18 protein-coding genes and 1 pseudogene are annotated in these 17803 nt (G+C 52.9%); 9 read left to right on the top strand and 10 right to left on the bottom strand.

Annotated features, from left to right (window positions below; genetic code table 11):
* Window positions 1-53: 53 nt before the first annotated feature.
* On the top strand, window positions 54-1415 hold the full coding sequence (locus KOL70_RS03805) for an esterase-like activity of phytase family protein (protein WP_215480227.1): 1362 nt from the start codon (window positions 54-56) through the stop codon (window positions 1413-1415).
* 128 nt (window positions 1416-1543) lie between these two features.
* Here the strand turns inward: KOL70_RS03805 and attM are convergent, their stop codons facing one another.
* The gene (gene attM, locus KOL70_RS03810; RefSeq protein ID WP_150361704.1) at window positions 1544-2335 is read right to left on the bottom strand and encodes an N-acyl homoserine lactonase AttM; all 792 of its coding nucleotides are present in this window, start codon (window positions 2333-2335) and stop codon (window positions 1544-1546) included.
* A 161-nt stretch (window positions 2336-2496) separates the two neighbouring features.
* On the opposite strand from attM, the gene KOL70_RS03815 reads away from it, so the two are divergent.
* Window positions 2497-3390 (top strand): LysR family transcriptional regulator, encoded by an 894-nt coding sequence (locus tag KOL70_RS03815; protein ID WP_141495618.1) that lies wholly within the window; start codon window positions 2497-2499, stop codon window positions 3388-3390.
* Window positions 3391-3588: 198 nt separating this feature from the next.
* Here KOL70_RS03815 and KOL70_RS03820 read toward each other — a convergent pair whose 3' ends face one another.
* Together KOL70_RS03820 and KOL70_RS03825 are read right to left on the bottom strand one after the other, a co-directional pair.
* Window positions 3589-4482: a dihydrodipicolinate synthase family protein gene (locus tag KOL70_RS03820; protein ID WP_215480228.1), complete on the bottom strand. Its 894-nt coding sequence runs from the start codon at window positions 4480-4482 to the stop codon at window positions 3589-3591.
* Window positions 4483-4511: 29 nt separating this feature from the next.
* Window positions 4512-5198 (bottom strand): phenylalanine--tRNA ligase beta subunit-related protein, encoded by a 687-nt coding sequence (locus KOL70_RS03825; protein ID WP_215480229.1) that lies wholly within the window; start codon window positions 5196-5198, stop codon window positions 4512-4514.
* A gap of 44 nt (window positions 5199-5242) precedes the next feature.
* On the opposite strand from KOL70_RS03825, the gene KOL70_RS03830 reads away from it, so the two are divergent.
* Complete coding sequence (locus KOL70_RS03830) at window positions 5243-5845, top strand: helix-turn-helix transcriptional regulator (protein WP_059010376.1); 603 nt, start codon at window positions 5243-5245, stop codon at window positions 5843-5845.
* Between the two features lie 266 nt (window positions 5846-6111).
* On the opposite strand, the gene KOL70_RS03835 is transcribed toward KOL70_RS03830, so the two are convergent.
* Window positions 6112-6891 (bottom strand): SDR family oxidoreductase, encoded by a 780-nt coding sequence (locus KOL70_RS03835; RefSeq protein WP_058769672.1) that lies wholly within the window; start codon window positions 6889-6891, stop codon window positions 6112-6114.
* Between the two features lie 205 nt (window positions 6892-7096).
* Between KOL70_RS03835 and KOL70_RS03840 the strand changes: the two genes are divergently transcribed.
* Complete coding sequence (locus tag KOL70_RS03840) at window positions 7097-7423, top strand: helix-turn-helix domain-containing protein (RefSeq protein WP_104186817.1); 327 nt, start codon at window positions 7097-7099, stop codon at window positions 7421-7423.
* A gap of 192 nt (window positions 7424-7615) precedes the next feature.
* Window positions 7616-8146, top strand: a complete 531-nt coding sequence (locus KOL70_RS03845) for a GNAT family N-acetyltransferase (RefSeq protein ID WP_141495529.1) — start codon at window positions 7616-7618, stop codon at window positions 8144-8146.
* A gap of 87 nt (window positions 8147-8233) precedes the next feature.
* On the opposite strand, the gene KOL70_RS03850 is transcribed toward KOL70_RS03845, so the two are convergent.
* The 4 genes and pseudogenes from KOL70_RS03850 to KOL70_RS03860 all read right to left on the bottom strand — a co-directional run bounded on the left by KOL70_RS03850 (window position 8234) and on the right by KOL70_RS03860 (window position 10898).
* Window positions 8234-8713, bottom strand: coding sequence for a glutathione peroxidase (locus tag KOL70_RS03850; protein WP_215480934.1), 480 nt, complete (start codon window positions 8711-8713; stop codon window positions 8234-8236).
* 179 nt (window positions 8714-8892) lie between these two features.
* A pseudogene (locus KOL70_RS23545) lies at window positions 8893-8988 on the bottom strand (glutathione transferase GstA); the annotation flags it as partial.
* A gap of 203 nt (window positions 8989-9191) precedes the next feature.
* Window positions 9192-9887 carry a penicillin-binding transpeptidase domain-containing protein gene (locus KOL70_RS03855; RefSeq protein WP_215480230.1) on the bottom strand — a complete coding sequence of 232 codons (696 nt, stop codon included), beginning with the start codon at window positions 9885-9887 and terminating at the stop codon, window positions 9192-9194.
* Between the two features lie 720 nt (window positions 9888-10607).
* Window positions 10608-10898 carry a hypothetical protein gene (locus tag KOL70_RS03860; RefSeq protein WP_031279201.1) on the bottom strand — a complete coding sequence of 97 codons (291 nt, stop codon included), beginning with the start codon at window positions 10896-10898 and terminating at the stop codon, window positions 10608-10610.
* A 374-nt stretch (window positions 10899-11272) separates the two neighbouring features.
* On the opposite strand from KOL70_RS03860, the gene KOL70_RS03865 reads away from it, so the two are divergent.
* Window positions 11273-11926: a hypothetical protein gene (locus KOL70_RS03865; RefSeq protein ID WP_058769674.1), complete on the top strand. Its 654-nt coding sequence runs from the start codon at window positions 11273-11275 to the stop codon at window positions 11924-11926.
* Between the two features lie 105 nt (window positions 11927-12031).
* Here the strand turns inward: KOL70_RS03865 and KOL70_RS03870 are convergent, their stop codons facing one another.
* Entirely contained in the window at window positions 12032-12856 is an 825-nt protein-coding gene (locus KOL70_RS03870; RefSeq protein ID WP_254185831.1) for a DeoR/GlpR family DNA-binding transcription regulator, read from the bottom strand.
* An 84-nt stretch (window positions 12857-12940) separates the two neighbouring features.
* Here KOL70_RS03870 and KOL70_RS03875 point away from each other — a divergent pair, with 84 nt between their 5' ends.
* On the top strand, window positions 12941-13846 hold the full coding sequence (locus KOL70_RS03875; protein WP_058769675.1) for a LysR family transcriptional regulator: 906 nt from the start codon (window positions 12941-12943) through the stop codon (window positions 13844-13846).
* On the opposite strand, the gene umuD is transcribed toward KOL70_RS03875, so the two are convergent.
* A complete protein-coding gene (gene umuD, locus KOL70_RS03880) occupies window positions 13843-14274 on the bottom strand; it encodes a translesion error-prone DNA polymerase V autoproteolytic subunit (protein ID WP_021506286.1) in 432 nt (143 codons plus the stop codon). The two genes, KOL70_RS03875 and umuD, sit on opposite strands and share 4 nt — an antisense overlap.
* Before the next feature lie 358 nt (window positions 14275-14632).
* Here umuD and otsB point away from each other — a divergent pair, with 358 nt between their 5' ends.
* Both otsB and otsA read left to right on the top strand, forming a co-directional pair.
* Window positions 14633-15421, top strand: a complete 789-nt coding sequence (gene otsB, locus KOL70_RS03885) for a trehalose-phosphatase (protein WP_021506285.1) — start codon at window positions 14633-14635, stop codon at window positions 15419-15421.
* A complete protein-coding gene (gene otsA, locus KOL70_RS03890) occupies window positions 15418-16854 on the top strand; it encodes an alpha,alpha-trehalose-phosphate synthase (RefSeq protein WP_021506284.1) in 1437 nt (478 codons plus the stop codon). Before otsB ends, otsA begins: the two co-directional genes overlap by 4 nt.
* Window positions 16855-17803: the final 949 nt, after the last annotated feature.

Below are 17803 nucleotides of genomic sequence, written 5' to 3' on the forward strand. Positions count from 1 at the left end.
CCTGTCATTTTTAGTCTTTAGGGTGTCAGCTCCTCTGTATGGACATGAATAATATGAAAAGAAAAACGCTTCCCCTGGTTCTCGGTTGTACCCTCTCGTTATCCACGCTGGCGGCGCAGCCGCCAACCGAACGCTATAGCGTCACTTTTCCTCAGGGGACGCGCGTCAGCTACAGCGGTGCGTTCGCCAGCGCGTTTCCGGAGGGTTTGCCGGTGGGCATCGGTTCCGGTTTGCTGTTTACCGGCAGGCAGGGAGATACGCTCAACTTTGTGACCGTCACCGATCGCGGACCGAATGCCGACTCGCCTGACATGGGTAAACAGGAGTCGAAAATTTTCGTCACGCCGGACTTCGCGCCGCTGCTGATGAATATCCAGGTGAAGAACGGCAAAGCGCAGGCGACGGACGCCCGACCGCTGCACGACGCAAAGGGCAATATTAACGGCTTGCCGCTGCAGAATGGCGTCATCGGGTCAACCAATGAAATCGCGCTAAGCGATAAGTTGCACGTGCTGCAGGGCGATAACCGGGGTCTGGATACGGAAGGCATTACGCTGGACGGGAAGGGCGGATACTGGCTGTGCGATGAGTATGGTCCGTTCCTGATTAACGTTGATAAGCAGGGCAGGATCCTGGCGATTCACGGGCCGCAGGCCATGGAAGGGGAAAAATCGATCGCGGGTGGTCTGCCGAACGTTCTTAAATGGCGCCAGCCAAATCGTGGCTTTGAAGGGATCACGCGCATGCCGGATGGACGCATCATCGCCGCGGTGCAGAGTACGCTGGATATCAACGGGAAAAGTAAAAAGCAGGCACGCTTTACCCGCCTGGTGAGCTTCGATCCGGCCACCGGTAAAACCGCGATGTATGGTTACCCTATCGACAGCGAGGCGTACAGTAAAAACAGCGACGCGAAAATTGGCGATATCGTGGCGATCGATAATCAGCACATCCTGCTGATTGAGCAGGGCAGCGACAAAGACGACGCGATGCGTAACCTTATCTATAAGGTGGATCTCAGTCAGGCCACCGATCTGGCCACATTCGATAAGGCCGGTGACTACCCAGAGTTTGACGACGCAAAAACGCTGGCGCAGCGCGGCATCGTGCTGGCAACGAAAACGCGGGTGGTGGATCTGCGTCAACTCGGCTGGCAGCAGGAGAAGGCCGAAGGGCTGGCACTGATCGACAGCAACACGCTGGCGGTCATCAATGACAATGACTTCGGCGTGAAAATGGTGCTGCAAAATCCGGTGGAAGGTAAGAAGCGCAAGGATTATCGGGTCAACGACCAGGGGAAGCTGACGGTAGATGATAAGCCGGTTGCCACCACCATCAGCGTGAAGCCGCTGGATAAAGCCAGCTCGGACAGTGAGTTGTTTATCATAACGCTGGCGGAACCGCTGCAACCCTAGAGGCTGCCTTGCTGGCGCTGAACACCGGTGCCAGCACGAAAATGCTAATGGCTGAATGCCCCCCTTGCTTCATCGGGGGGGCATCGCGGACCCGGGTTTAATATGTAAAAGAATGAGTGAGCAATAATTCAACTGTACCAGGCTGGAGCAAGCCTGATTTTTCCCCACTCTTCAGGGTCATGACCGGGTATTAATGTCGCGTTAAATCGTTCGGTTAGCTGACGCAGTTTTCGGACGGACTGAGCGACATCCGTGGCTGACGTCATCAGTCCAGGGAGCGCCCTCTCATGGTAATGATCTAAGGTATAAGCCGCATCAATCGCCAGCATAAAATGTTTACCGCTGGGTAAGCTGATAAGAAAAGATTGATGCCCCGGGGAATGCCCTGGCGTGAAAACACACTTTATCGTGCCATCACCGTAAAGGTCATAGTTATCTTCAGGCAATCCGTTGAGAAAAAGCCAGTTGAGTTCAGGACGATCGTAATCGTGTCGGCAATAGGCGTCCGATGTAAACCAGTCAGGAGCTAAGGCATATTCAAACTCTCGCTTCTGAACCACATGAGTGGCATGGGGGAAGTGACCGATTGCGCCAGTGTGATCAGCGTGCAAATGGGACAGCACCACATAGCGGATCTTCTCTGGAGCGATGCCAAGCCTTTTAAGCTGTTCCAGACAGCCCTGTTCTTCTGACATCACCGGTTTAAACTGCTCTATACCCTTTCCCCAATAGGCAGCAGGGTTTTTCAATCCTGCTACAGCCAGACCACCGTCAATCAGGGTAAAACCCTCCGGATGGGTCAGCAGAAACCAGGGAACCGGAATTTCATAACGTTCGCCTGCGCCCTGATTCATCCGAATATGCTGATATTTACATTGCTGCGTTCCTGACTGGAACATGAAAAGTTTGATATCTGACATGGTTGTATTCCATCTAAAAATCAATTTTATAGATCAACATTTGCTGAATCCTTACCTGAACGATGAGTTTTCATCATCTCGTAGAAGAGCAGTAGATACCTGTATCGAATTACATTTATCGGCAAAACCAATATAATCGCTACATGGATCTCTTCTCTGCAATGCGCATATTCATCAGGGTGGTTGAGCGGGGCAGCATGTCGGCTGCAGCCCGCGATCTCGGCATTGGCCAGCCTGCCGTCAGTGAAAGAATTGAAAAACTGGAAGCACATCTTGGTACGCGTTTACTAAGGCGCAACACGCGGAATATGTCTCTGACACATAGCGGTAATGTGTTTTATGAGCGAAGTAAAACAGCGATTCAGGCGGCAGAGCACGCTCTTTCTGTGAATGAAGAAAATCAGGCTTTGCAAGGCAAAATCCGTATCGCGGCGCCTTATTCTGCCGGAGAAAGCTTGCTGATGCCTGCGTTGTTACAGCTTCAGATCAAACATCCGGAGCTGCAGATCGATGTCATTTTTAACGACCGTATCATCGATCCCGTCACTGAGGGGGTGGATATATCCCTGAGGCTGGGAGAGATCTCAGAAGGATTTTTTGTCGCACGTCCACTTGGTAGCGTGCACAGAGTGTTGCTGGCCTCTCCATCTTTGCTGGCTAAAATCGGTTATCCACGCTCTCCGGATGCGCTGGCTGATTATCCATTTGCTGCTGTTTCTGGTGTATTTGCCAGTAATCGCATTCCAATGCTCACCTCTGAAGCCCAACTCGTTAATGTTCCCGTCAACGTTAAATTTCAGTCCACGCACTGGAGAAGTGTACTCTCCTATTTATTAGCAGGACATGCCATTGGTGTTTTGCAATTTCCGGTATGCAGAAATGAAATTGCACAGGGTTCGCTCATCCCCATTTTAAGTCACTATCCGATCCCGCCTTTTAACGCCTGGTTGCTCCATCCACCGGCTGGCATGATGTCATATGAAACGCGAATTTGTGCAGGTCTGCTGGAGCGTTATCTAAAAACTTCTCTGTCTGAAATGATGGAATATGAATAACGTCTGCGCCTGGCACAAAGCAGATATGCTGGCAGGATAAGGTTCCGCTTTGAGCGGGAAGCAGTCATAACAACCTCACGCGTTGCACGGGTGAGTAAACCCACCCGGTCAGTGGCGGTAATGATCAAAGACCATCATCAAGGTTTTGGCCCTGCCAGATATTCAACTGCTCGGCGCAGGACCGATTCCGCCGGCGCGTTACTTCAGGTCCAGAGCGGCTATCACTGCTGCTACTTCTGCCACCTCTGCGGCCGATAAGGGTAACAGGGGACGAGGCAGGCAGTCGGCTTCGGTCAGCCGCAGTATGCCTGCTGCCGCTGCGATCACGCGGATACTTCCGCCATGCTTACGGAACAAATCCCATAAAGGTTTCAGGCGGTGAGTTAGGGCAGTAACGCGTTCAGCGTCGTTAATGGCTGCGGCTTGCGTAATTTGTTTAGCGGTTTCCGGGAAGATACCGCCGCAAACGGAATACCAGACTTCGCAACCGGCATTCAGCCCCAGCCCGGCACTGGCGTCACCACTAATACCCAGGGTCACGCCAGGACGAAGATGTTGTCGTAATGCAGCAACGCGTTCAGCTGCAGCGATGGGGGTATCCGGTACTCCCGGAATTTTAACTGAGCGAATCCCTTTTAGTGACGACAGCTGCCCGAGCAGTTCGTCGGTAAAGCGGAAATGCGTGGTTCCGGGGTTGTCATAAACACAAACCGGTACTGAAGCATGGCGGGTAACCGTCTCAAAGAGGGCATACACCTCTTCATTACGCAGCGGCTGGTAACTCATCGCCGGCAGCAGCAGCGCATCCGCGCCTGCGGACTGCGCATCTTCAGCCAGATGCAGTACGGCATCGGTGCTGATAGCACCCACGCAAACCATCACGGGAATCTCCCCGGCAACCTGACACGCCAGCGTTGCGCTGCGTTTGCGCTGTTCCCTGCTCAGGTAAGCATAGCTGCCGGTTGAACCCAGAACACCCAACGAATCGACACGGGCTGCCGTCAGGCGCGCCAGGATCTTCGTGAATCCCTGTTCATCGACACCACGCGCGGTGACAGGCGTTAACGGGAAAGCAGACAAGCCGGTGAACATGCAGAGACTCCAGAACTGAGTTAAAGGTGTTACTCGCCGATGAGGGTGACGTTACACTGCCGTCCGGGCATCATTTCTTCAAGGCCGTCGGTCAGCATCTTTCCAGCTTCATGCAGCTGCTCAGGCGGCATCTGCGGCAGACTTTCCAGAATAAACCACATGTGTTGCGCTTCAACGCTTAAGCGAGTCCTGATTCCCTGCCGCCAGTTCCAGCGACGGCAGGTTACGCCGGCATCATCACACCAGACGACTTCGCCAGGCGCAGGATATTCCACCGCCATAACCCCTTCTTTCATGGTATCAAAGGGTTCCGTGCCTGTTGCCACCGTCAGGCGAGGTGCACCCTTGTACGCGGCAATATTTTCTCCCCCTACGGGCACGGCATAACGCAGACTGACAGCGTTATAAAGATCAACGACCGGATCGAGCGCGGGCAGGGTGCCATCGCGAAGCACGCGTTTGCGTAGCGCCTCAGCAGAACAGGGCGTGCGTTTGGGTTTGGCACCAAATTTCTGAAACACATCGGCCCATGCGGCCAGATGGGATTCAGCCCAGTTGGGGGAATCTGACAGCACCGCCTCACAGGCCGCCTTCAGTGCCGTTACCCCGACGTGCGGATTCACGACAGGCGCTGCCTGTACACTGATGCTGAGCGCCCGAAAACCGGGGGCGATTTGATAGATTTCAGGGGAAATTGACGCAGATACGATTAACACGCGATAATCCTGTAATGACCATTTTATTTCATAATATCGACCCAATGACCAAAAAAGTCAATTTAGTGACCTTTGCCGGCGCAGATGTCAACACGGTTAACGAAGCCGTATCCCTGCGGATTAAGCAGTTTCGTAAACAAAGAAAAATTTCTCTCGATGAGCTATCCCGCAAAGCCAGTGTCAGTAAGGGGATGCTGGTAGAAATAGAAGGGTGTAAGGCTAACCCCAGCATTGCGCTGCTATGTCGGCTTGCTGCTGCCATGGGCGTGTCCGTGGCGGATTTTGTTGATGTCAGCGCCAGGCCTGATGTGCACATCATCGCTGATACGGACATCCCCGAACTCTGGACAGGAGACAAAGGGGGAAGCGCCAGGCTGCTGGCCGGCTCAGGTGGACCCGATATGCTTGAGCTGTGGCTGTGGGAAATGCGGCCAGGCGAAAAGTTTGAATCACCCGGGCATACCTCAGGCACGCTGGAGCTACTGCACGTAAAATCCGGAACCCTCACGCTTGGCGTGAAAGAGAGCGTATTTCAGGTAACGGCGGGATTTTCCGTTACAGCCAAAACCGATGTTCCACATTTCTACGCAAACCAGGGAGAAAACACGCTGAACTTTATCATGACGGTGAATGAAAAAGCGTCATAAGCGTTTTTTCAATAAACGGCCAAAGAAGCCCTGATTTGTGCGCAAATAATCATCCTTTGTTGTCGCTATTCATGTCCGTTTCTGCCACCAGGCGGACTGTGTATTCGCCATGAGCGAGGAGCGGATATTTGCGACAAAGAGTCGGGGAATATCACACAGCGGCCAGGTCGATATCGCACATGGCTTGATCTCATAGCCGCTGGCGCCTTATTAAGGTATATAAAATATCCGGATCGCTACCCGAATGGGTCGATGAGGATATCTGACTACACCGTTGGAATAGTGCCGCCATCGATGACAAATTCAGTACCGGTGATCGCGGCAGCATAAGAAGATGCGAGGAAGACAATGAGATTAGCTACCTCAATGGGTTGAGAAGGGCGTCCCAGCGGAATACCGCCAAGTGCCTTCATGATGATCTGCTTACCGCCTTCGTAATCTGTTCCTGCCTGCTGCGCCAGCCGTTCCGCCATGGCCACTGAAGCTTCGGTTTCGATCCAGCCGGGTGCCACGCGAACCACCCGAACCCCCTGCGACGCAACCTCTTTCGACAGGCTTTTACTGTAGGCTGACAGCGCCGCTTTCGCTGCTGCATAACCCGTGGTTGATTCTGGTAAGGGCAGTTCTCGCTGGATAGAAGTGACATGGATGATCACTCCGCCCCCCTGCTGCAGCATGGCAGGCAACAACGCACGATCTAAACGTACTGCGGGCAACAGATTAAGATTGAGCTCCTGTTGCCACTCCTCTTCACCCAATGCTGCAAAGCCACCACCGGGTGCGGTAGAACCGCCGGCCACATGAACAATGATGTCGACGCCTCCCAGATGTGTCTGAACGGCTTCCGCGACTGAGGTACACCCTGTAACCGTGGTCAGGTCTGCCGTTACGAAGGCGTCTGCCCTACATTCTGCGGATGCGTGGCGTGCGGTTGTTAATACTGTTGCACCCAGCTGTTTGAATAGCCCAACTACCGCTTTACCCACACCTTTGGTACCCGCAGTGACCAATATGCGTTTACCGTGGAAATCGAGATCACATGGCATTGGAGAATCTCCGGTCTGTTGATGTGGCAGTACCATAATCAGTAATGCTGGCAATATCGCCACCCTTGCTGAGCGCGAAGTCGTCATAAATAGCGAGCGGTAATGTGAATGGCATAGACCTGTACTCCCTTTGTTTACAGTACGGTCATATTCCACATAGACTGTTAAATTGACAAGTACGCACAAAAAAGTGAGTTACTGAATGATGAGTAAGTTATACAGTCCGGAATCAGCCGCAAGCGGAGTGGAGCAGGTTATTCAACTGCTGGAAGGGCGCTGGAAATTAATCATCCTTTTTCATCTGTTCGACGGCAAAGTACAGCGCTATTCAGATTTTGAAAAATTAATTCCCGGTATTTCGCAGAAGATGCTGGCGCAACAACTGAGACAGCTGGAAGCCGACGGTATAGTGTCGCGGATGGTGTATCCTCAGGTGCCACCAAAAGTGGAATATCGACTCACTGAATGGGGACAGGCACTTTGTCCTGCTCTTGATGCCATGCTGAAATGGGCGGAAAAACGCCCGACTTAACCGGCCAGGACGCTGATTCTGATCAAATTTAACCTGTTCAGGCTGGTGTTTAAGGTATAAAGCGTGCTTTTATTCGTAGTGACTGAGAATTTCATAAAATTAAATTTAACGTCCCTGTTATGAACCCGGGATTGCCCCGCGATAAAATAGTAAGAAAACGTGGTTTATAAACGGTAAGTTCAGGAGGTTTCTTTGCAGGCAGATACGACACGACTTCATCTACGAACGGTAATTGAATCTGACGCTGATGATCTTTTCAGAATTTATGGCGACCCTGCTACAAATACCTTCAATCCCGCAGGTCCGTATCCCGATATTGATTATGCACGTCAGGTGTTGGCTCGCTGGCTTCAGCACTGGGAAACGTACGGTTTCGGTAATTGGGCTATCGCGCTGACGGACAATCCGGGGAGAGTCATTGGTTTTGGCGGACTCAGCATCAGGAGCTATGCCGATTTATCAATCAATAACCTTGGATATCGCTTCTCTACAGAGGCATGGGGAAAAGGGCTGGCGACAGAGTTTGCTAAGTATACGGTCGACTATGGTTTTGGTGAAATAAAGTTGGCTGAAATATCTGCTGTAGTACGGGCAAATCATCTGGCCTCGCAAAAAGTTCTGACCAGGGCAGGATTGCAGTACTTACGAGAAATTCATGATGTGAAAAGTGCGCCCCCAAGCTTGCTTTTCACCTTGACTCAGGACAAGTGGAATAACAAATAAATATGCGGGGCACACTGTCTCCCGCCGGATACCATCAATTTCCGCTGTGCTCTAAAATTAATGCTGCGAATCCGGCAACGCTCCACCTTAAAGTGCAGCGATTATCGCGGCTTCCATTTTTTCCGGGGGCGTGATCGGTGCAAAGCGTTTCAGCGGCTGGCCGTCGCGTCCGATGAGAAACTTGGTGAAATTCCACTTAATCCGTCCGCCCAGCACGCCGGGTAGTTCCGCTTTCAGATAGCGAAATATCGGGTGCGCTGCGCTGCCGTTAACCTCGACTTTGCCGAACATCGGGAAGCTTACCCCGTAATTAACATGACAGATTTGTGAGATTTCATCAGCGTTTCCCGGTTCCTGCTTACCGAATTGATTGCAGGGATAGCCAAGCACCACCAGACCCTGTGCGGCATATTTCTGATAGAGCGCTTCAAGGCCGGCGTACTGGGGCGTAAAGCCGCAATGACTGGCGGTATTCACCACCAGAACCACCTTGCCAGCGTAGTCGGCCATAGAGATAGGTTGACCGGTCAGGCTGGTGGCCGAAAACTGATAAAAAGAAGGGGGCATGTCAGTGTCCTCAAAACAGCACAGGTTCGATGTTGATGTTGCCACGCGAGCCCGATAGCGGGCTTCATAGCCTGGCGCGCACAGCATAACTTTCTGCGCGTCGTTGTCACAATAACACTGACATCTAACCTTGCAGACAGAGCCTGATCGCCGGCACAAAACTCTGCCTGCCAGTCTCACTAAGACGCCTCTGCCAGCAACGCCGCCTGCACAGCTGGGCGCGCATTGATCCGTGCCATATACGCCAGTAGCGCAGGCCAGCGATTCAGCGTGAGTTTGGACTGGTGTGTTCGCCATCCGGTCAGTCTTCTGTTGCCGCGCAGTCACTGCTGACGACGCTGCGTAAAGAAAGATAAGCCACGGTCCAGAGGTCACTTTATTTGCTGGCTAACCGTCAGTTTCATAATGAAGGGCCTCGGCGCAATCTGTCAGCCGCATGAAAACCGGGAGGTTAATAAAAATCCGTGGCATCCGTGTGTTATGCCATCATGGCGCAATGACCGCCGACATACCAGCCATAGGCATGGTGCGGATCGTATTGATTCTTTTTCCCCGGTGAGCCGGTTCCTGTTTTGCCGTGCACTGTCCAGCCCTTAACGCTGACGTCGTAGCGGGTAATATTATCTGTCATGTCATAGGCATGCTTGTTTACGTGCAGCTCACGGTTAACGACTTTCCTTAAAAAGCCAATCTGCTGAACAGGTGAAATCTGCAGGGATGACATAACCCACACCCCATTCTGACCGGGGGCGCTGACGTCAACGGCGGAAACATCTTCGTTTCCGTAAGCAAACGCCTTTACATAGCCTTCAAAGCGATGTTGCCCAATCTTTTTAACAACCTGCTGCGAATACCAGAAGACCGAATATTTTAGCCACGCCGTAGGATCGATTTTATTCATCCAGTTTTTACCGCCCCAGTCCGGGTATCCTTGTTGGTAATCCCAGGCGGGTTCCTTTTCATTTTTCAGCACGCCGGCATCAAATCCCATCAGGCTAATGGCTATTTTAAAGGTGGATGCGGGTGTGACTTCTCTACTGCAGTCGTTGCCACTCTCCAGCAGGACTTTGCCTGATTCAGCGTCAACAATCAGGGTGCACAGGTTTTTGGCGAATGCCTGCTGTGAAAATAATATCGCAGCAACAGAGGCCATAACGGCCAGACGGGTTTTCATTGATGATTGAATCCAAAGTTAAATGCTAACGTAATTTACAACATGAGAAAGGGCACTGAACGCGGTCAGGCCGTGCATCAAGAGACTGGTCACGCCACATCCCTTTATTATCTGCAAATTATCGCGTCCGGTGTGCTTATTAATAACCCTGAGCAGGGGTAAATAAAAACGATTTAATCTGCGCCTGTTTTTTAGGAAAACTAAACGATGCGAAACCGCATTTCCGCGAGACAAGCGGTCCGAAACGACACTATTGCGGTCTGCATACCTGCGGCGTTTTTCGTCTCGACGGCGATATAAGCGGTAATTAATGGATTGTAGTCCTGCGCCTACATAACCGGTAAGCACATCCGATGGTCAGAGATATTAATACGTGACAAGCTTATCCGCAGTTCACGGCAATCCTCTGCCAGGCATAATGAGAATGTATTTTCAGGAGTGGTTATGCAGCCGGTTAAACGTTGGCAACGCGATGTCTGTCATTTAAATACCCGGGCGTTAACCTGGGTGGCGGCGGGCGCATTTTGCGCGGGCTGCTGGTTATTGATCAGCGTGCTGGTGCTAACCCTGTAACGCGTAGCCAGTGCGAAGAGAATTAGCGCCAGCCGGAAGGGAATCCGCACCAGGGCGTCAGGGATGAAATTTTTGTAGTGGTTGGGGGCGCGTTGCCCCCTTTTTTTTGCCTGCAGACAGGGGTAATGCAATGCGCAGCGCGTGCGATTACGGCCCGAGACGCAACGTTTCGGCGCGTTTTGCTGTCTCGTAAACGTATTGCAGCATCGGTTCTAAATCGGCATCCGGTCCGGCGCTGATAATTTTGCCGCGCAGCCATTCAATTTCACTGGTGATATCAGGATGAAAGATGGTGTTGTTTTGCGCGTTGCGTAACCACTTCAGCAAAAAGTTATTTTTCCCGCGTACGCCGCCGGACTTCTTGCTGTTCACATAGAGTTTTAACGCAACCAGAATGCAGTAATAGAAATGGACGCGCTGACTATAATTCTGCAACATCTCTTGGCTCTTCATCTGCCGTTTTTCACGCCCGCCAGTGTGCATTGATGTGAAAAGCAGGTCAAACATAATTGGCCGCGCGCCTGTCACAATTGCGAGCGCAACCAACATTTTAAGAATTTCTTTAGCAGCAGATAAATTGCGTCCGCCAGCAGCTGGATGCTTTACCGGGCAGAATAGCCTGTGATTATTTGTTAATAATCACAAAAAAGCACAGCCGTATCTGATAATTAGATAGATCCGATTCTCTAAATGAATTTCCCCTCCGCATCGCCATCTGCAACTCTGTTCTCCGCGCTGGCCACCCTTGCGTTTTACCGGCCGGTGAAATTTTTATTTGCATCAACATGGCTGTCATAAACAGGAGGTGAATTATGACAAAACCTGCTCTGGCGTTCGCTGCGGCCTTACTGGCGCTCAATGCCACCGCATCCGTTGCGGCTCAGCCGCATCACGTTTATACCAATAAAGATTTCTATAAAAATGGTGTCTTCCAGAAAGAGGTGGCGAAAGATGCAATAGCGCAACTGCTCGCTTCTTACGGTCATACGCTGACGCCGGCCATGCGCCAGCAGCTGTGGGTCAATGATTTCGGGCTGGGCGATTATCAGCATGTTGGCCTGGCCAGCATCACCTGGGTCAATAATCTGGATTACGGTTATTACGCTATGACCATGTATCTGTTGCCGAATCAGATGATTCCGGAGCATCGACACATGCCGATTAGCGCGCCGCCGGCACGTCCGGCAAAACATGAATCATGGCGCGTCCTCGATGGCTGGGTATATAACTTCTCAGAAATTGGCGCCGCATCAGCGGATATTCCGCCGACGCCGAAAAGTTTTGGTCCGGTGCAAAGCCACAATGTCGTCATTCAGCATCAGGGCGAAACGCTGTCGCTGAAAAAACTGGAAAGCTATCATTTCCTGATGGCCAACAGCAAAGGGGCGATTGTGGATGAATATGGCAACTGGCAGGATCGCCGCGGCTGGTTCAGCTCCAATCCTAAAGTCGCCCCTACGCCGTAAACCGTGCCCTGCGAGAGATAGTCGATGTGATTTCCCTGTAGCCACCGGAGGCGTTCGCGCCTCCTTTTTAATTAATGCTCTTTACCGGGATGCGCAGAGAGCCGCTCAGCCGCGGCGATTTACCCGGTGCAGACGAATACCACGCTGTTTCATCTCCTCAACGGCAGCACAGGGGCAATCGTCATCGGTGATCACACCGTCCAGCTGCTGCAGCTTACATACGGAATACACGCTGTAACGACCATATTTGCTGCTGTCAGCCACCAGATAACGCTGCGCTGAGGCGGCCAGCACCGCCTGATTCATCAGCAAGGTGTCTTCGTCGGGTGTCGAGAGGCCGTGCGTGACATCCCACGCGCTGGCGCTGAGGAAAGCCAGATCAATATTGAACGCGGCAAGGGCGGTCGCCGCCATGGCACCCACGCTGGCAATATGCCGTTTATCAACTTTGCCACCCGTATGAAATAGCGTGATGTGGCTGTGACGCATCAGCCAGGCGGCAATCGTAAAGTCGTTAGTCAGCACGGTGAGACTTACCTGATCGCCTAATGCACGCGCAATTTCATAGCTGGTGGTACCGGCATCGAGGTAGACCACCTGGCCATCCTGTACCAGCGATGCGGCATAACGGCCAAGGCTTTGTTTGGCGTGCACGTTCAGCTGTGCCTTCTCCACATACGGCAATGCCTGATGAACCACGGCAGGCAGCCTGGCGCCGCCGTGTATGCCGACCACCAAACCGGCATCCTGCAGGAATTTAATATCGCGGCGGATGGTCATCGCCGACACCGCCATCAGCGTGGCCAGTTCGTGAATGGTGGCCGATCGTTTCGCAAACAGGTAGCGATAAATAGCATCTTTTCGGTCTTCGGGCAGCATGATGAGCTCGGGGTTAAAAGTGACGTTTTGCCTGCCATGCCACGCGTGCATAGCATCCGGTACGGCAGCTTCGCTATGATAGCTCATCTGAAGTTGAATCAGATTCAACGTGGCAATGAGTCAGGAGATACGAAAATGCCCGCCCTGCAACGTAATGAACTGGCCGATCTGAATGTTTTTCTGCTGATTTGCCGGCGCAAGAGCTTCCGCCTCGCCGCGCTGGAACTGGGGGTCACCACGTCGGCCATCAGCCACACGTTGCGCAGTCTTGAAGCGCGTCTTGGCGTGCGCCTGCTCAACCGCACCAGCCGGGCGGTGGTGCCGACGGACGCCGGTGCCGCTTTTTTGCGCCATCTGGAAACCGGCTTTGCGCAGATTGAGCTGGCGCTGAACGATCTGCACCTGTACCGCGAATCACCCAGCGGCCGACTGCGGCTGAACATCCCGCGTGATGCCGGGCAGCTGCTGTTTCGGCCGATCCTGGCGCGCTTTATGGCGACCTATCCGGAGCTCAGTCTGGAAATTACGGTGGATAACAATCTGGTGGATATCATCGGCAGCGGCTATGACGCCGGGATCCGCTACGGCGCCAGCGTACCGAAAGATATGATCGCCATGCCGCTGACGCCCAAACTGCGCTGGATCGTGGTGGCGTCACCCGATTACCTGCGCGACGCGCCGCCGCTGCAGCATCCGGACGATCTGCGCAACCATCGCTGTATTCGCATGCGCCTTGGCAATGGCACGCTGTATAAGTGGCCGCTGGCGCAGGGCAAGGTGGCGTATGAGGTCGATGTGCCGGGCACGCTGACGCTCAATGAGAGCGACATGATTATTGATGCGGTCGCCGGCGGTTACGGTCTCGGCTACTGCCCGGAGCGCTATGTACAGGCGCAGCTGGCGAGCGGGCAGCTGGTGCGCGTGCTGACGGACTGGTGCAGTGAAGACGAACCGCTGGTGATGTATTACCCCGACCGTCGCCAGCTGCACCCGGGTTTACGCCGGCTGATTGAGATGATCCGCGCCGAAACGATGCGCTAACGCTGGACGCGTGCGGCGTAAATAATAAACGTCACCACGCCAAAAATTTCCAGCTCCTCCTCTTCACGCAGCCGGATGGGCTGATAGCGCGGATTCATCGGCATCAGCTGTACGCAGGGATGCGTCTGCAGCCGCTTGACGGTGAACTCGCCGTTGATGGCGGCGATCACGATGTCGTCGTGCCGGGCATTGAGTGAGCTGTCGACCACCAGCAGGTCACCTTCGCGGATATTGGCATCGCGCATTGAGTCGCCTTCGACGCGTACAAAATAGGTGGCGCTGGGGCGGGTCACCAGCAGCTCATTGAGATCAATCTGGCGCTCAATGTAGTCCTGAGCGGGCGAGGGGAAACCGCCGTGCACCGCGTCAAGGAATAGCGGGCGGGAGCGCGAAGGCGGTGAAAGCTGTGGCAAAAAGAAACGCGTCATAGCGAACATTCCATAGATACTGTTTTTATATACAGTATCAGGCGATTTTTGCTATGATCAAGTCTGCCCGCGGTAAAAAAAGCGAAGCGTATGAAAAACAGCAGAATTCAGTTTTTTGCCGCGCAAACCGCTGAAAAGTGCACTCTTCGCTAAGCACTCTGTGCGCCCGTCTGGCGAAACTTCAATTGTTGTCTACACTTAATGTTGCCGATGTTCGTAGTGCGGTTGCAGTGTTGATGAAAATTTCGTTTAGTTCTGGAGCGTTACCCTTTCGATTCCCGTGTTTACGGAAAAACCTCCTCACTTCCTGCCTGCCTGCGAACAGACTGCCCGTTTACGTTCAGATACAGGAGGAGACGTGACCCCTGCGGTTAATGAGAACAGCACCCTGCCGTCGCTAAGTGGCGGACTTTACGCCTTCTTTTTTGATGTTGACGGCACGCTGGCCGCGCTTCAGTCGCAGCCCGAGTCGGTTTCCATCCCCGCATCGGTGCGCCAGCATCTGCAACAAATTTCTAATTTAAGTCACGGCGCGCTGGCGCTGGTTTCCGGCCGTCCGATCAGCCAGCTGGATGAGCTGGTCGCGCCGCTGGAAGCCCCGGCAGCGGGCGTGCATGGCGCTGAGCGCCGCGATGCCAGCGGACATCTGCATCGTCAGTCGCTGCCCGATGAGGTGGCGCAAACGCTGCAGGTTGAACTGCAGCAGACGCTTGACCAGTGGCCCGGTACGCTGCTGGAAGTGAAAGGCATGGCCTTTGCGCTGCACTACCGCAACGCGCCAGAATATGAAAACGCCATCATGCAGCTGGCCGAAGAGGCGGTAACCCGCTTTCCGGCGCTGGCGCTGCAGCCAGGTAAATGTGTGGTGGAACTGAAACCGCAGGGCATCGATAAAGGTGCTGCGGTACGCGAATTTATGCAGGAAGCGCCATTTACCGGTCGCATTCCGGTATTTGTGGGCGACGATCTGACCGATGAGAAAGGCTTTCTTGCAGTCAATGCCATGCACGGCATCTCGGTCAAGGTCGGTGAAGGTCCAAGCCAGGCGCGCTATCGTCTGCCCGATGTGGCAGCGGTCTGGCACTGGCTGGAACAACTATTATTACAACTAGAACATGACAACGTCGGTAAGGAGTTTAGGTTATGAGTCGTTTAGTCGTCGTATCTAACCGTATCGCTATTCCTGATGGAAGCAAAACCAACGCAGGCGGTCTCGCCGTCGGCATTCTGGATGCGCTGCAGACCACCGGAGGATTGTGGTTTGGCTGGAACGGAGAGATCAGTGAGTTTTCCGGTGAAGAAGATGAGGAACTTACCCAGATCGAACAAGACGGCATTACCTATGCCTCATTCCCCCTCAATCAAAACGATTACGATCAGTACTACTGCCAGTTTTCGAATACGGTGATCTGGCCCGCGTTCCACTATCGCCTCGATCTGGTGCAGTATCAGCGTGAAGCCTGGGAAGGCTACTGCCGCGTGAATACCCTGCTGGCGCAGCGGCTGAAACCGCTGATCAAGCCGGACGATATCCTGTGGATCCACGATTACCACCTGCTGCCGTTTGCCGCTGAACTGCGTAAACAGGGCATCAATAACCGAATCGGATTCTTTCTGCATATCCCGTTCCCGACGCCGGAAATTTTCAATGCGCTGCCGCCGCATCAGGAACTGCTGGAAATGCTGTGTGAATACGATCTGCTGGGTTTCCAGACAGAATCCGATCGCGTGGCGTTTCTCGACAGCCTGAGCCAGCTGACGCAGCTGCAGAATAAAGGCGAGAAGAAGCATCGCGCCTTTGGCAACACCTTTATGACCGAGGTTTACCCCATCGGTATCGAGCCGGACAGCATTAAAGAGATGGCGGAAGGGCCGCTGCCACCGAAGATGGCCGCGATGAAGCGTGAGCTGGGCGATTTGCAGAATATTATCGCCTGTGAGCGTCTCGACTATTCCAAAGGCTTGCCGGAGCGTTTCCTTGCCTATGAAGCGCTGCTGGAAAACTTCCCGCAGCACCGCGGCAAAATCCGCTACTCACAGATTGCGCCGACCTCGCGCGGCGACGTGCAGGCCTATCAGGATATTCGTCACCAGCTGGAGACGGAAGCGGGGCGCATTAACGGTAAATACGGCACGCTGGGCTGGACGCCGCTCTATTATCTCAACCAGCATTTTGACCGCCGTCTGCTGATGAAGATTTTCCGCCTGACCGACGTGGGGCTGGTTACGCCGCTGCGTGACGGCATGAACCTGGTGGCGAAAGAGTATGTCGCGGCGCAGGATCCGGACGATCCGGGCGTGCTGGTGCTGTCGCGCTTTGCCGGAGCGGCCAACGAGCTGACTTCTGCGCTAATCGTCAACCCGTACGATCGTGATGATGTGGCGGCGGCGCTGGACCGCGCACTGACCATGCCGCGCACCGAGCGTATCTCGCGCTATAACGACATGATGGCCGTACTGCGTAAGCAGGACATTTCGCACTGGCGGGAAAGCTTCCTGAACGATCTGAACACGCTGCCGGCACGCAGCGCCAGCCACGGTAGCGATAACAAGGTCGCGACGTTTCAGAAGCTGGCGTAATTAGCCCCGCAAGGCGCGATTTTCCCCTCAGGCAATGCCTCTCCCGTACGCGGGAGAGGTATCCGTCAGACGACGCAGGCAGGACCATGCTGCGTAGCGTTTTCACGCGATACCCTCACCGGATGAAATCGATTTCATTTTGTTAAGCGCTAACCCGCTGACCCGGCACCAAAAAACGCACGAATTGGTTAAAATTAAGTCAGTTAATCACTGAAACGCTGAATTTTTTCTTCCGACCCTAAAGATTTGGCTGGCCAGGCCGATAGTTCTAATACATCAGTGTGTTAGTTAGTCAATTCATTCATATTGCTAATGTAACGTGCTGTTACATCCCTTGTGACTCGCTAAACCCTCCCTACAAACTCTTTACACACCACAAGCGCGCTGCATCCACTCTTCACGCTTCGCTAGCACAGCGCCATTAGTCCTGCATGGCAATATTCCCTGTAAGTGATTAATTTAAAAGCGAATAATTACAGCGATTTTTGGTGTTTTATGCTGCCTTTTTGGTTTATTTTGGGGCCTTGTCTTTGCCTAAAGCTAACGTAGCAGATAAAAGATCGTCCCATGGCGGCGATCTGCGACACACTTCAAAATTCAGACTTTTCCTGTGAAATATTAGCGAAACGTTTCAAAATCGCTCAAAAAAAGAACAACAGAAAAGCATTACTGAAGCTTCACTTGAAAAATTTGCCTTAAAAGTGTGACACAGATCACACTTTATCTAAAATTTCATACCAATCACGTTGTATGTCGAAATCAGACGATATAGATTTGCCTTGTTTTCAGATTAGTCTTAAAAAACTGTAAGCAGACGTCACGGAAGATGGTTACAACTCAAGAAAAGATTGGCCTGGAGTTTTGACTACTACTGATCAATATCCCGGTGGGAAGTGAAACAGTTCAGTACGCGTTGGCTTATGCCTGATTATTTTTTGCCATCTTTAGA

Source organism: Pantoea sp. B270, from assembly GCF_018726825.1.
Taxonomy (GTDB): Bacteria; Pseudomonadota; Gammaproteobacteria; order Enterobacterales; family Enterobacteriaceae; genus Pantoea; species Pantoea dispersa.